The 13723-nt window shown below is 70.8% G+C and carries 12 protein-coding genes and 1 riboswitch; of the genes, 8 read left to right on the forward strand and 4 right to left on the reverse strand.

Translation table 11 applies throughout. The features are described from left to right. Window positions 1-681, forward strand: a 681-nt coding sequence (locus tag B9S58_RS09500; RefSeq protein ID WP_103531676.1) for an alpha/beta fold hydrolase, incomplete at its 5' end; no start/stop codon positions are given. Window positions 682-886: 205 nt separating this feature from the next. Then, complete coding sequence (locus tag B9S58_RS09505) at window positions 887-2584, forward strand: peptidoglycan DD-metalloendopeptidase family protein (RefSeq protein WP_103531677.1); 1698 nt, start codon at window positions 887-889, stop codon at window positions 2582-2584. Between the two features lie 74 nt (window positions 2585-2658). Here the strand turns inward: B9S58_RS09505 and pcrA are convergent, their stop codons facing one another. After that, window positions 2659-5097, reverse strand: coding sequence for a DNA helicase PcrA (gene pcrA, locus B9S58_RS09510; protein WP_103531678.1), 2439 nt, complete (start codon window positions 5095-5097; stop codon window positions 2659-2661). A gap of 289 nt (window positions 5098-5386) precedes the next feature. Then, window positions 5387-5553: riboswitch (cyclic di-AMP (ydaO/yuaA leader) on the forward strand. Between pcrA and B9S58_RS09515 the strand changes: the two genes are divergently transcribed. Beyond that, window positions 5552-6742, forward strand: a complete 1191-nt coding sequence (locus tag B9S58_RS09515) for an NlpC/P60 family protein (protein ID WP_181009246.1) — start codon at window positions 5552-5554, stop codon at window positions 6740-6742. Its footprint overlaps the riboswitch before it by 2 nt. A 59-nt stretch (window positions 6743-6801) precedes the next feature. Here the strand turns inward: B9S58_RS09515 and B9S58_RS09520 are convergent, their stop codons facing one another. After that, window positions 6802-7155, reverse strand: a complete 354-nt coding sequence (locus B9S58_RS09520) for a hypothetical protein (protein ID WP_103531679.1) — start codon at window positions 7153-7155, stop codon at window positions 6802-6804. A gap of 246 nt (window positions 7156-7401) precedes the next feature. On the opposite strand from B9S58_RS09520, the gene B9S58_RS09525 reads away from it, so the two are divergent. Both B9S58_RS09525 and B9S58_RS09530 read left to right on the forward strand, forming a co-directional pair. Continuing rightward, entirely contained in the window at window positions 7402-8481 is a 1080-nt protein-coding gene (locus tag B9S58_RS09525; protein WP_103531680.1) for a C40 family peptidase, read from the forward strand. A 42-nt stretch (window positions 8482-8523) separates the two neighbouring features. Beyond that, window positions 8524-9291: a GNAT family N-acetyltransferase gene (locus tag B9S58_RS09530; protein ID WP_103531681.1), complete on the forward strand. Its 768-nt coding sequence runs from the start codon at window positions 8524-8526 to the stop codon at window positions 9289-9291. Window positions 9292-9300: 9 nt separating this feature from the next. Here B9S58_RS09530 and B9S58_RS09535 read toward each other — a convergent pair whose 3' ends face one another. Both B9S58_RS09535 and B9S58_RS09540 read right to left on the reverse strand, forming a co-directional pair. Beyond that, window positions 9301-9996, reverse strand: coding sequence for a response regulator transcription factor (locus tag B9S58_RS09535; RefSeq protein ID WP_007450924.1), 696 nt, complete (start codon window positions 9994-9996; stop codon window positions 9301-9303). Continuing rightward, the gene (locus tag B9S58_RS09540; RefSeq protein ID WP_103531682.1) at window positions 9993-11279 is read right to left on the reverse strand and encodes a PspC domain-containing protein; all 1287 of its coding nucleotides are present in this window, start codon (window positions 11277-11279) and stop codon (window positions 9993-9995) included. Before B9S58_RS09540 ends, B9S58_RS09535 begins: the two co-directional genes overlap by 4 nt. 617 nt (window positions 11280-11896) lie before the next feature. On the opposite strand from B9S58_RS09540, the gene B9S58_RS09545 reads away from it, so the two are divergent. The 3 genes from B9S58_RS09545 to B9S58_RS09555 all read left to right on the forward strand — a co-directional run. Next, window positions 11897-12958, forward strand: coding sequence for a glycosyltransferase family 2 protein (locus B9S58_RS09545; RefSeq protein ID WP_181009247.1), 1062 nt, complete (start codon window positions 11897-11899; stop codon window positions 12956-12958). Next, complete coding sequence (locus B9S58_RS09550; protein WP_103531684.1) at window positions 12949-13146, forward strand: hypothetical protein; 198 nt, start codon at window positions 12949-12951, stop codon at window positions 13144-13146. The genes B9S58_RS09545 and B9S58_RS09550 overlap by 10 nt, the downstream gene beginning before the upstream one ends. Window positions 13147-13292: 146 nt before the next feature. Beyond that, window positions 13293-13723 (forward strand): PspC domain-containing protein (locus tag B9S58_RS09555; RefSeq protein ID WP_146063486.1); only part of this gene is annotated, 431 nt, incomplete at its 3' end.

The following is a 13723-nucleotide window of genomic DNA, read 5'->3' on the forward strand; positions in this document are numbered from 1 at the left end:
GCCCCGCCGACCACCGCCCTGCCGGTCGCGGCAGCCGCCGCGCCGCCCGTCGTGCTGCTGCACGGCTTCATCGACAACCGTTCCGTGTTCGTCGTCCTGCGCCGCGCGCTGACCCGGCACGGCCACCGCCACCTGGAGTCCCTCAACTACTCCCCGCTGACCCTCGACATCCGCACCGCCGCCGAACTGCTCGGGCGGCATGTGGAGGAGATCTGCGCGCGCACCGGGCACGGCCGGGTCGACATCGTCGGGCACAGCCTCGGCGGCCTGATCGCCCGGTACTACGTGCAGCGACTCGGCGGTGACCGGCGGGTGCGCACCCTGGTGACGCTCGGGACCCCGCACGGGGGCACCGCCGTCGCCCCCGGGGCGGGTGTTCACCCCATCGTGCGGCAGATGCGCGGCGGATCCTCCGTGATCGATGAACTGCGCACCCCCGCCCCCGGCTGCCGAACCCGGTTCGTGAGCTTCTGGAGCGAGTTGGACCAGGTGATGGTTCCCATCGAAACGGCGTGCGTCGATCACCCCGACCTCGACGCGGTGAACGTACGCGTCACCGGGATAGGGCACCTCGCGCTGCCCATGCATCCGATGGTGGCCGCCGCGATCCGTGAGGCTCTCGATACACCGGAGGCCGGGGAGGACGCGGCGTCCGCCGCCGGAGCGGCTTCCGTGGCCTGAAATAGAACATCACTCGAACGTAGGGCCAAGGCTGCGTCTGCCGTCCACCGAAAGGCGGCCGATTGCCCGTTTCCTGCGAGCGTAAAACCTGTCGAAGATTGTCGTCCTCACATACCGCCGGGTACAGTCGCGGCCACTGCTTCCCCCTGGGACCCCCCTGACAGGGACCCAGAACAGTCCTGCTGCCGAGGCGAGAGAGAAGTTGGTGAACGACCAGCACCCCCACGCCGGGCACGTCGGGTACGACGGCCGATCTACCGGCAGCTTCGACACCGACCCGCTCTTCGGATCACTTCCGGGCGGTCACGACACCGGCTACGACGCGGGTCACCCCGCCGCCGGATACGGCGACACCACCTACGGCGCCGGCCATGACACCGCGTACGCGACCGGGCAGCCGAACCACAGCGGCCAGTACGACTCCTCCACGTGGAACACCGGCGCCCAGCAGACCGGCGCCCAGCAGACCCTGGCCCACGACGGCTACGCCGCCCAGGAGCAGGCCCCGCAGCAGTGGGACACCTCCGGGGCCTGGCAGCAGGTCACCGACCAGGACCTGACCGGCCAGTGGGCGACCGCCCCCTACGACACGGACACCCCGTACGCCACGGCGGTGTACGGGACGGATGCCTACGAGACCGGCACGTACCCGGCCGGCACCGCGTACGGAACCGGCGGCGTCCACGGGGCGGACGCCTACGAGACCGGGGCGTATCCGACCGGGGCGTACGACACGGCGGCCGTCGCCGCCGACACCGGTTCGTACGACACTGGTTCGTACGACACCGGTTCGTACGACACCGGAACGTACGCCACCACCAGCGCCTATGGCACGGGAACATACGGCACAGGTACGTACGACACGGGTGCCTACGACGCGACCGCGTGGAACTCCGCCGCCACGCCCGGGGAATCCGCGTACGAACCCGAACAGACATCGCACTCGCTGTACGAACAGCAGTCGGCCGACGCGACGGCCCCCGAGGCGTCGGACGAGCCGGACGGTACGCCCGAGGAACCGGAGGCCGGCCTGTCCTCCACCGCCGCGTTCGCCGTCCTCGCACCGGACGCCGCGCCGGAGCCGGACGCCGCGGACGGCTTCCCCGCCCCGCACCCCGTGAACCGCACCGCCGTCCGTCCCCCCGCCCCCCGCGGCCGGGCCCGTCGGCGCGCCCCCGCCAAACGCTCCGCCCTGCTGACCGTCGCGGTGCCCTCCGCCTGCGTGATGAGCGTCGCGGGTATCGCCGCGGCTTCGGTCGGCGGGATGCCCGGCGGCGAGGAGAAGCAGGACGAGACGACCACCTCGCTGGCGGTCGCCGACCCCAGCACGGTCAAGCCGGTCGCCGCGAACAACCGGCTCGACAGCCAGCTGGAGCAGCTCTCCGAGGGCAGCGACGACTTCCGTGAGCGCGCGAGCCGCACCCAGGAGCGCATCGACCTGCGGGAACGCCAGGCGGCGGAGAAGAAGAAGCGCGAGGAGGAGGCCGCACGCCGAGAGGCGTTGCGACCCAAGTTCGTCCTGCCGGTCAAGCAGCACGGGCTCAGCGCCTACTACGGCCAGGCGGGCATCAACTGGATGTCCGTGCACTCGGGCATCGACTTCCCCGTCTCGTACGGCACTCCGGTGATGGCCGCGACCGACGGCACCGTGCGCACCCAGCTGAACAGCGCCTACGGGGTCATGGCGATCGTGACCGCCGCCGACGGCACCGAGACCTGGTACTGCCACCTCAGCAGCAACAAGATCCGCTCGGGCCCGGTGAAGGCCGGGGACGTCATCGCGTACTCCGGTAATTCGGGCAACTCCACCGGTCCGCACCTGCACTTCGAGGTCCGGCCCGACGGCGGCTCGGCGATCGACCCGCTGGCGTGGCTGCGCAGCAAGGGCGTCGACCCGACCTGAGACAGAAGCACGGAAGCACGAAGGCGGGAGGGAGGGCCGAGGCCCTCCCTCCCGCCTTCGTCCGTCTCGTCCTTCTACAGCTTCTCGACCGGCGCGTACCGCAGCAGCAGCTTCTTCGGGCGCTCGTCGCCGAAGTCGACCGTCGCCTTGGCCTGGTCGCCGAAGCCCTCGACGGCCGTCACCGTGCCGAGCCCGAACTGGTCGTGCGTGACCCGGTCGCCGGCCACCAGGGTGACCGTCGGCTTCTCCGTACCGCGCCGGGTCGCGAAGCCCGAGGATCCTGTGCGGGAGCGGGAGGAGGACAGCGAGGACGTGATGCCGGAGGTGGGTCCGGCGGGGGCGGCCATCGGGCCCTTGCGCTTCCAGTCCAGGTGCTGTTCCGGGATCTCCTCCAGGAACCGCGAGGGCGGGTTGTACGAGGGCTGGCCCCAGGCGCTGCGCATCGCGGCCCGGGTCAGATAGAGCCGTTCGCGGGCGCGGGTGATGCCGACGTACGCGAGGCGGCGCTCCTCCTCCAGCTCCTTGGTCTGGCCGAGGGCCCGCATGTGCGGGAAGACGCCGTCCTCCATGCCGGTGAGGAAGACGACCGGGAACTCCAGGCCCTTCGCGGTGTGCAGGGTCATCAGCGTGATGACGCCGGAGCCGTCGTCGTCCTCGTCGGGGATCTGGTCGGAATCCGCGACGAGCGCGACCTTCTCCAGGAACTCCGCGAGCGTGCCCGCACCCTCCGTCTCGCTTCGCTCCTGCTCGAATTCGAGGGCGACGGCGGCGAGTTCCTGGAGGTTCTCGATACGGGTCTCGTCCTGCGGGTCGGTGGAGGCCTGGAGCTCGGCGAGATAGCCCGTGCGCTCCAGGACGGCTTCCAGCACGACGGCGGGCCCGGCGCCGGACTCGACGATCGTGCGCAGCTCCTCCATCAGCGTGTTGAAGCGCTTGACGGCGTTGGACGAGCGGGCGGCCATGCCGTACGCCTCGTCCACGCGGCGCAGCGCCTGCGGGAAGGAGATCTTCTCGCGCATCGACAACGCGTCGATCATCGCTTCGGCGCGGTCGCCGATGCCGCGCTTGGGGACGTTGAGGATGCGGCGCAGCGGGACGGTGTCCTCGGGGTTGGCGAGGACCCGGAGGTAGGCCAGGACGTCCCGGACCTCCTTGCGCTCGTAGAAGCGCACCCCGCCGACGACCTTGTAGGGCAGGCCGACGCGAATGAAGATCTCTTCGAAGACACGGGACTGGGCGTTGGTCCGGTAGAAGACGGCGACGTCGCCCGCCTTGGCGTCGCCCGCGTCGGTGAGCCGGTCGATCTCGTCGGCGACGAACTGCGCCTCGTCGTGCTCGGTGTCCGCGACATAGCCGGTGATGCGGGCGCCGGAGCCGGCGTTGGTCCAGAGGTTCTTGGGGCGGCGGCTCTCGTTGCGCTCGATGACGGCGTTGGCGGCGGAGAGGATCGTCTGCGTGGAGCGGTAGTTCTGCTCCAGCATGATCGTCGTCGCGCTCGGGTAGTCCTCCTCGAACTGGAGGATGTTGCGGATGGTCGCGCCCCGGAAGGCGTAGATCGACTGGTCCGCGTCACCCACCACGCACAGCTCGGCGGGGGCGTCGGCCTCTCCGGCCGGGCCGACCAGCTCCCGTACCAGGGTGTACTGGGCGTGGTTGGTGTCCTGGTACTCGTCGACGAGGACGTGGCGGAAGCGGCGGCGGTAGTGCTCGGCGACGTCCGGGAAGGCCTGGAGCAGGTGGACCGTCGTCATGATGATGTCGTCGAAGTCCAGGGCGTTGGCCTCGCGCAGGCGTGCCTGGTAGAGCGCGTACGCCTGGGCGAGCGTCTTCTCGAAGCCATCGGCGGCCTGCCCGGCGAAGGTCTCCTCGTCGATGAGCTCGTTCTTGAGGTTGGAGACCTTGGCGGTGAAGGACTTCGGCGGAAACTGCTTCGGGTCCAGGTCCAGGTCGCGGCAGACCAGGGCCATCAGGCGCTTGGAGTCGGCGGCGTCGTAGATCGAGAACGACGAGGTGAAGCCGAGCTTCTTCGACTCGCGGCGCAGGATGCGCACGCACGCGCTGTGGAAGGTCATGACCCACATGGCGTTGGCGCGCGGGCCGACGAGCTGCTCGACGCGCTCCTTCATCTCGCCCGCGGCCTTGTTGGTGAAGGTGATCGCGAGGATCTGCCCGGGGTGCGTCCCGCGCTCGGCCAGCAGGTGGGCGATGCGGTGGGTGAGGACCCGGGTCTTGCCCGAGCCGGCCCCGGCGACGATGAGCAGCGGGGTTCCGGCGTGCACGACGGCGGCGCGCTGCTCGGTGTTCAGCCCGTCGAGCAGCGCGGCGGAGTCGATCACCGGGCGGGGGTGGCCGTCCCGGTAATACCCGTCCCGGGGCGGCGGGGGCGCGTCGTAGACGCCCTCGAAGAGTCCCTCCGGCACCGCTTCGGGCGCGTGGTCCTCGGGGGGCGGCGGGGGGCCGTCCTCCGTGGGCTGGAGGCCGGTCAGGAAACTGTCGTCAAAGAGGCTGCTCATCGCCCCCCGAGTCTAGGCGGCCGCACTGACAACGTTCCGCCGAAGCCCGGAAGCGGTCAAGGCTGCAGCCCGGAACGGCCGCCGACCCGCCCGCACCGGGTACGCACGGAGAGCGGACGTCGACGTTCCGTGAACGAGTGCCCGGCCGGAAGGGGCACCGGGCCCCCGATCCGGAAGGGTCACGAAAACGTATCGGGCATATCGCTCATCGTCCTTCCCAGCGGCGGGGCCGGTTGGCTAGCGTGCTCGGTCAGGTGATCCGTACCTCCCTGAGGCGAACCGCGCCTGACGGACACCTCCGCCGAATCCGTCCTGCCGCCCTGGCAGTCCGGAACCGGGGACCCATACGCAGAACCGGGGTGAATCGGTCCGTGCCCTCGCATCCGGACTGTAGGACAGCCTTCCGTTCCGTCCGAACCCGACAGCTAACCCGGTAGGCGGTCCACGGAAGGAGATGCCGGTCTTGGCATCGCATCGCAAGCCGCGCACGAAGGTGCGCACCACTCCCCCTGCCGTCGGGCTGACGACGGCCGCGCTGGCCTCCGTGACGCTGCTCTCCACGCAGAGCGCCACGGCCGCGCCCGCGGAGCCGAAGCCCGCCATCGAGGAAGTCCGGAAGAAGGTCGACGCCCTGTACCGGCAGGCGGGCACCGCGACCCAGGAGTACAACCGGGCCAGGTCCGCCTCCGCGTCCCAGCAGAAGAAGGTCGACACGCTGCTCTCCGACGTGGCGAAGCGGACCGGGAAGATCAACGAGGCGCGCCGGGCGCTGGGCTCCTACGCGGCGGCCCAGTACCGCAGCGGTGGCATCGCGCCCGCGGCGACGTTCTTCCTGGCGGACGACCCACAGGGGTACTTCGACCAGAGCCGGCTCATGGACCGGGCGACGGAGCGGCAGCAGAGGGCCGTCGCCGATCTCCGTACGCAGCAGGCGTCGGCGGCGAAGAAGCGCGCGGAGGCGGTGAAGAGCCTGGAGACCCTCACCGAGACGCAGACCACGCTCGCCTCCAGCAAGAAGAACGTGCAGAACAAGCTCACCGAGGCCCGCGACCTGCTGTCCCGGCTGACCGCCGAGGAGAAGGCGCGACTGGCGGAGCTGGAGCGCGAGAAGGAGGCCGAGGCGAAGGAGAAGGCGGCGAAGCTGGCGGCCCGGCAGGCCGCCGAGGCGAAGGAGAAGGCCGAGGCGGAGGAGAAGGCCCGCGAGGAGGCCGCGAAGGAGTCCGGCGGCGGTTCGGGAGCGGGCTCCGGATCCGGTACGGGCACGGGGTCTGGCTCCGGCACCGGCACCGGTTACGCCGCCAAGGCGGAGAAGGTGCTGGACTTCGCCCGCGCCCAGATCGGGAAGCCGTACGTATGGGGTGCCTCGGGCCCGGCCAGCTACGACTGCTCGGGGCTGACGCAGGCGGCCTGGCGGGAGGCGGGTGTGGATCTGCCCCGGACGACCTGGGACCAGGTGAAGGCCGGGCCCCGGGTCGCCACCTCCGACCTCCAGCCGGGAGACCTGGTCTTCTTCTACGACGACATCAGCCACGTCGGCATCTACAAGGGCGACGGGATGATGATCCACGCCCCGAAGCCGGGTGCGAACGTGCGTGAGGAATCGATCTACTACATGCCGATCTACGGGAGCATACGCCCGGCGTAGCGGCAGGAGCGGCGGTTCGGGGCCGGGGGCGGCTCTTCGGCGGCCGCTCCCGGAACGCCTCAGGTCCAGACCGTGGCGATGAAGATGTTGGCGACCGTCAGCCCGCCGACCGCCGCGAACGCGCCCTTGTCGACCTTCTCGTCGTCCCGCTTGACGTAGACCAGGGCGAGGATCACGACCAGCAGCGCCAGCTTGACGCCGATCTTGACGTTGTTCACGGTCTGGTCGTCGGCCTGGTTGAGGCCGACCAGGGCGACACCGGTGACCAGCATGGTCAGTGCGCCGTGGAGCATGGCCGGACCGAAGCGGGCGGTGCCCTCCCCCATGGCCTTCATCTGCGTCAGGAAGCCACCCAGCAGGGAGGCGATGCCGATGACGTGCAGGGCGACGACGACATTGATGAGTACGTCCATGACTCCGGAGCCTAGCCATGGCCGGTGCTTCCCTGCGCAGTGAGGCAAGCCTTCCTGGCTCGCTTTCCTCGGCGTTGAAAGAAATGCCCTGCAATGACCGGCTATTACCTATCAGATGCGACCGGCGAAACGTCACATCAGGGCAATAGTTGTCATGGTGACCCTTTTCCCCCCGCCCGGATTAGCGTCCTTCACGGACCCGCCGGTATCCCCCGGCGGGCAGCCGGCAGGAAGGATGCCGCCCCCGTGGCAGCGCACCGCAGGTCAGCTCACCGAAAACCCGGACAGCGCCCGTTCACCGGCCCCGCTGCCCGCACCGCCGCCACCCTGGCGCTCGCCGGCGCCGCCACCGCCGGCTCGGTCACCGGGGCGGGCGCGGCCCCCGCCGAACCGGCCCCCACCGCCGACCAGGTCAGGGCGAAGGTCGACCGGCTGTACCACGACGCCGAGGTGGCCACCGAGAAGTACAACGGGGCGAAGGAGAAGGCGGCCGCCGCCACCCGCACCGTCGAGGCCCTGACCGACGAGACCGCCCGCCGCACCGACCGCCTCAACACCGCCCGGCACGCGCTGGGTTCGCTGGCCACCGCGCAGTACCGCAGCGGCACCCTCGCCCCGGCCCTGCAACTGGCGCTCACCTCCGACCCCGACGCCTATCTGCAGCGCGCCTCCTACCTCGACCGGGCGGGCGACCGGCAGAGCGGCCTGCTGCGGAACATCAAGCGGCAGGTCTCCCAGATCACCCGCGTCAAGGACCGCGCCGACCGGGAGACCGCACGCCTCGCCGCACGCCGCTCCGAACTGCGCGAACACCGCGCCGCGATCCGCACCAAGCTGGCCGAAGCCCGCAGGCTGCTGGACACCCTGACCGCCGACGAGCGCGCCGCCCACGAACGCTCCGCCGACGCCCGGCACGGCGGCGGCCCGGCCCACGCCGACCGCTCCACCGTCCGGAGCGGCCCGGTCGCGGCCCCGAACTCCCGCGCCGCACAGGCCATCGCCTTCGCGCACGGCGCGATCGGCAAGCCGTACGTCTGGGGTGCGACCGGCCCGAACGCCTTCGACTGCTCGGGCCTGACCCAGGCGGCCTGGAAGGCGGCCGGCGTGAGCCTGCCCCGCACCACCTACACCCAGATCAACGCCGGATCCCGGGTCGCCCGCTCCGAACTGACCCCCGGTGACCTGGTGTTCTTCTACTCCGGGATCAGCCATGTCGGCCTCTACATCGGCGGCGGCCGGATGATCCACGCCCCGCGCCCGGGAGCGCCGGTCCGCATCGCGCCCATCGATGAAATGCCTTTCGCCGGAGCGACCCGGGTGGCATAGTCCGTCGCGCCGGTCCCGATCTCCCGCCGAAGGAACTCCCGTATGACGATGGCGAACGCCGTCCAGGACTACGCCCGCACACTCACGCTGCGGTCTCCCGACCACTACCGGGTGGGCCCGTTCACCGTCCGGCACAACCCCGGCTGGGAGCTGAAGTACGCCAACTACGCCGTCCCCGACCGGGCGGCGGAACCCACGGCGGACGATGTGGCGGCCCTGGTCGACGCGTTCCGGCAGCGCGAACGGCTCCCCCGCCTGGAGTTCCTGCCCGCCTGGGCCCCGGCCGTCGAACCGGCTCTGCTGGCCTCCGGTTTCACCGTGGAGAACCGTGCACCGCTGCTCGCCTGCGGCCGCGAGGACCTCCGGCCGCCGAAGCGGGTCGACGGCCTCCGGATCGCCGTGCCCGGCACCGAAGCGGAGTTCACCGACGCCGCCCGGGTCCAGCACCAGGGCTTCGACGGCGAGGGCGAACCCGAGCCGGGAGCGACCGACTGGCTGCGCGCGGCGGCCACCGGCGACGGGGTCGCCGCACTGGCGGTCCTCGACGGCTCGCCGGCCGGTGCGGGTGGCTGCTCGGTCGCGGTCGACGGCCTGAGCGAGCTGGCCGGTCTCGCGGTCGCCGCCCCGTTCCGGCGCCGGGGCGTCGGGGCCGCGCTCTCCGCCTGGCTGACGGAACGGGCCCTCGGCCAGGGCTGCCGGACCGTCTGGCTGGAGCCGGGCGACGCCGACGTCGAGAGGATCTACGCGGGCATCGGCTACCGCCGGATCGGCGAGAAGGTCAACATCTCGCTCGACCCGGCCAACGGTTGAGCGACGGCCTCAGACCAGCCGTCGCGCCGTCGCCCACCGGGTCAGCTCGTGCCGGTTGGAGAGCTGGAGCTTCCTGAGCACCGCCGAGACGTGCGACTCCACCGTCTTCACCGAGATGAACAGCTGCTTGGCGATCTCCTTGTACGCGTAACCGCGCGCGATCAGCCGCAGCACCTCGCGCTCGCGCTGGGTGAGGCGGTCCAGGTCCTCGTCGACCGGCGGCGCGTCCGTGGAGGCGAAGGCGTCCAGGACGAAGCCGGCCAGGCGCGGCGAGAAGACCGCGTCGCCCTCCTGGACCCGGAAGACCGAGTTCACCAGGTCGGTGCCGGTGATCGTCTTGGTGACATAGCCGCGCGCACCGCCCCGGATGACGCCGATGACGTCCTCCGCGGCGTCCGAGACGGACAGCGCGAGGAAGCGGACCGGGTTCTCCGCCGTGCCCATCATGGGGGCACAGCGGCGGAGCACCTCGACGCCGCCGCCGCCCGGGAGGTGCACGTCGAGGAGGACGACCTCGGGGCGGGTCGCGGTGATGACGGTGACCGCCTGGTCGACGTCGGCGGCCTCGCCGACCACCTCGACGCCGGTCTCCTCGGTGCGGCCGATCTCGGCCTGCACCCCGGTGCGGAACATCCGGTGGTCGTCGACGAGCACGACCCGTACCCGTCGCTCCGGGCCCCCGGTGGCTTCGGTGTTCTCGGTCATTCGCTCGCCCTTTCCATCTCCAGCTCGACCTCGGTGCCCCCGCCGGGCACCGAACGCAGCCGGGCGCTGCCGCCGTTGCGCTGCATCCGGCCGATGATTGATTCTCGTACGCCCATGCGGTCCCCGGGAACCTCGTCCAGGTCGAATCCCGGACCCCGGTCCCGTACGGACACGAAGACCGTAGTGCCCTCGACCTCCGCGAAGACCTGGACGGCGCCGCCCTCGCCACCGTACTTGGCGGCGTTGACCATCGCCTCGCGCGCGGCCTGCATCTGTGCGGTCAGCTTGTCGTCGAGGGGGCAGTCGCCGACCACGACGACCTCCAGGGGGACGCCGTGCTTGTCCTCGACCTCGGCGGCGGCCCGTTTGACGGCCTCGGCCAGGGTCTCCGGCTCGTCGGCCTCGTCCTTGCCGGTGCCCTCGGGGTTGTACAGCCAGTTGCGCAGCTCGCGTTCCTGGGCACGGGCGAGGCGTCTGACCTCGCCGCCGTCGTCCGCGTTGCGCTGGATCAGGGTGAGGGTGTGCAGCACGGAGTCGTGGACATGGGCGGCGACCTCGGCCCGCTCCTGGGCGCGGATGCGCATCAGGCGCTCCTCGGAGAGGTCCTGCGTCATCCGCACCAGGTAGGGGCCGGCGAGCAGGGCGATGCCGGTGAGTACGGCGATGGCCGCGGTGAGGACGTTGCCGAGCTGGGCGGCCGAGCCGCGCACCACCAGGAACACGGCGAGGCCGAGGCCGACGAGGGCCACTCCGGCGAGGCCGCGGGCCAGGTGCAGCAGCTTGCGGTGGCTGCCGGTCTCCATCCAGCGGGCGCGGCGGGCGTTGTCCGCCTGCCGCCACACCAGGACGGAGCCGGCGCCGATCAGGAGGGTGGGCCAGATGTAGCGGTCGGCCTCGCTGCCCATGTCGACGTTGACGACGAACGCGACGGCCCCGACGGTCAGGGCGACCAGCGCGAAGACCTGGCCCTTGTCCGGTTTACGGAGCTTGCGGCGGCCGTCCGCCGCGGTCTCGAACACCGAGCGGGGGGCGTCGACGCCGCCGACGCCGAGCGGGACGACGATCCAGAAAACCGCGTAGAGCACCGCGCCGAGACCGTCGGTGAAGAACAGTCCGAGGAAGAGGAACCGCACCCAGGCGACGGGCAGCCCGAGGTGTCCGGCGAGCCCGCGCGCGACGCCGCCGAGCAGCCTGCCGTCGGCACTGCGGTAGAGCTTGCGCAGCGGCGGCTCCTCCGGGTCGACGGCGAGGGAGCTGGCGGCTCGGGCGGTGGCGGCTGGCATACCCCGATCGTCACACGCGCGAGTGCGGGCGTCATCAGGGTCGGCCCCCGAAGTGACCCTGACGCTGTCCCCGCGTACGGCCTGGTGGTGGCGCTTCTCCGATGCGGCCCGACGCGGGGTGGCACCTCGGCGACGGTCCGGTACGACGGCGCCCCGGAGCCGGATGTGAGCTCGCTCACCGAACACCGTTCACCTCTCTGACGCTCCGCCAAATACACATAAGGCACGCCCAGTCGAGATCGGGTGGTTTCTCCCAGAAGCGTGGCTGACGAAGTGGCCGGAACTCGCTCCTCATGCGTTGCCAACGCAACTGCACGAAACGACAGACCCAGAGTTCGCCACCTCTTCGCGATCCGTACACCGAGACAGGTCCATACCAATGTTGGTAGATGTGTGATCATGGCCGCTGCCAGGTGAACCAGGTACACAGTGCCGTGTGCTGGACATATCAATCCGCGCTCGACTGGAGAACCCTTATGGCATTGACAGGGTCAGCCCTGCTCGATTCCGAGGAAGCACTTCCCCATGGCACCGAAGCCGCCAGGCCGACGCCAACCCCAGCAGTGGACAAGGTGTTGCCGAAAGCACATCGCGAACCACTCCACGACACTGTCGTCGTGATCCCGGCCCGGAACGAGGAAGCTGGAGTACTCAGCTCTCTTGAGTCCCTGGCCGCCCAGACCCACCGCCCCGACCTGATCCTCGTCGTGGTGAACAACTCGACGGACGGCACGGAGCGGATCACCCGCGAGTTCGCCGGCCGACCCGGCGTTCCGCAGACCCGGGTGCTGTGTCTGCCCGACAATCCCCACAAGAAGGCGGGGGCCCTCAACCATGCCCTCGCCGGCCTCGCCGAACAGTGCGGAGACCTCACCGGCGCGGCACGCTACGTCCTCGTCATGGACGCGGACACCTCTCTGCATCCGCGATTCGTCCAACGGGCACGGATGGTCATGGAATCCGATCCGAACCTGGGCGGGGTGAGCGCGACCTGCTACGGCCGCAGCGGTCTGTGGCAGAACACATGGCAGCGCTACCTCGCCGGCATGCAGATCATCGAGTACGGGAGGTATGCCCATACGCGCTCCCGGACCGACGTGCACACCATGGCCGGCGCCGGTTCCTTCTACGGCACGGCCGCCCTTCAGCAACTCATCGACGCCCGCGGCGAGGTCTTCTGGCAGCACAGCGGCAACCTGGTGGAGGACTACGAGACAACGCTGTCGCTGAAGGAAGCGGGCTGGCGGGTGACCGCCAACCAGTACTGCGTCGCCTACACCGACCTGATGCCGGCTCTCGGCGACCTGGTGCGCCAACGGGAGCGCTGGGTACGCGGAACGCTGGACATCATGCGGCAGCGCGGCTGGACCCGGCACACGCGACTGTCCATCGTCCAGTACGTACTCGGCCTGCTCGGCTTCGCCTACAGCCTCGGCTGGGTCGCCGTGTGGGCCGCCCAGTCCGTCGTGCAGGGGCAGCCCGCCGGGGACCCGCTCTGGCTGCTGCTCCTGCTCGCCTGGTCGGTGTTCTCGGCGGCCCGGGTCATCCCGCTGGGCTGGAAGGCGATGCTGGTATGCGCGCTGCTCCTGCCGGAGCTGGTCTTCCAGTTCATCCGCACCTACTGGATGGGCACCTCCCTGTGGCGCTCCTACACCTCCGGAGCGACTACATGGGCGTGACACGCACCCTGTCCGATCTGGGCCCGCTCGGCCTGGTCCTCCTCGGCGTCAGCCTGCTGATCCTCCTGTTCAGCGCCGGCTGTTACCTGGCCTCGTTCGCCCGCAGGTGGCACGACGCGCGCGTCGTGCACGAGCACGCGGCGCGACCGCCGGCCGTGTTCTCCTCCCGGGAGCCTTCCCCGGGGTGAGTGGCGCCCCGCCCCGGGCGACGGGCGCGGCAGGGCAGACCCGCCCAGCCGCGCCCGGCCCTTCAGGGACGTACGCGGGCAATATCAGGGACCGGCCAGGGTCGGCGCGGGTCCCGGCGGGCGGTCCGGCCCGTCACCATGGAGGCATGACCGCTCCCTCGGACGCCGCTCACGGCGTCGCGCCCCCCGAAGCGCCGAAGCCGATGCTGCGGCGCACCCCGCGACAGAAGGTCGTCGCCGGGGTGTGCGGCGGACTCGGCCGGTACTGCGACGTGGACCCGGTGATCTTCCGGATCGTGCTCGGTGTGCTGTCGGTGACCGGCGGCATCGGTCTGATCTTCTACGGCTTCGCCTGGCTGCTGCTGCCCGCGGACGGCGACGAGGAGAACGAGGCACGCAAGCTGCTGTCGGGGCGGGTCGACGGGGCATCCCTGGTGGCGCTGCTCCTGGCGCTGATCGGCTGCGGGCTGTTCCTGTCGATGCTGCACAACCGGAGCATGCTGGCCTTCGCCGCGCTGCTGACGCTGGCCGTCGTCGGCTTCTCCGTGTGGACGCAGTCCCGGCGGACGGCCGCCCC

The sequence above is a fragment of the Streptomyces sp. SM11 genome, from assembly GCF_002910905.1.
GTDB lineage: Bacteria > Actinomycetota > Actinomycetes > Streptomycetales > Streptomycetaceae > Streptomyces.

Bases quoted from the DNA above. Each gene is read 5' to 3' on its own strand.
- pcrA (WP_103531678.1), bottom strand. From the start codon at position 5,097: ATGAGCAGCCTCTTTGACGACAGTTTCCTGACCGGCCTCCAGCCCACG.
- B9S58_RS09515 (WP_181009246.1), top strand. From the start codon at position 5,552: ATGCCGGTCTTGGCATCGCATCGCAAGCCGCGCACGAAGGTGCGCACC.
- B9S58_RS09520 (WP_103531679.1), bottom strand. From the start codon at position 7,155: ATGGACGTACTCATCAATGTCGTCGTCGCCCTGCACGTCATCGGCATC.
- B9S58_RS09530 (WP_103531681.1), top strand. From the start codon at position 8,524: ATGACGATGGCGAACGCCGTCCAGGACTACGCCCGCACACTCACGCTG.
- B9S58_RS09535 (WP_007450924.1), bottom strand. From the start codon at position 9,996: ATGACCGAGAACACCGAAGCCACCGGGGGCCCGGAGCGACGGGTACGG.
- B9S58_RS09540 (WP_103531682.1), bottom strand. From the start codon at position 11,279: ATGCCAGCCGCCACCGCCCGAGCCGCCAGCTCCCTCGCCGTCGACCCG.
- B9S58_RS09550 (WP_103531684.1), top strand. From the start codon at position 12,949: ATGGGCGTGACACGCACCCTGTCCGATCTGGGCCCGCTCGGCCTGGTC.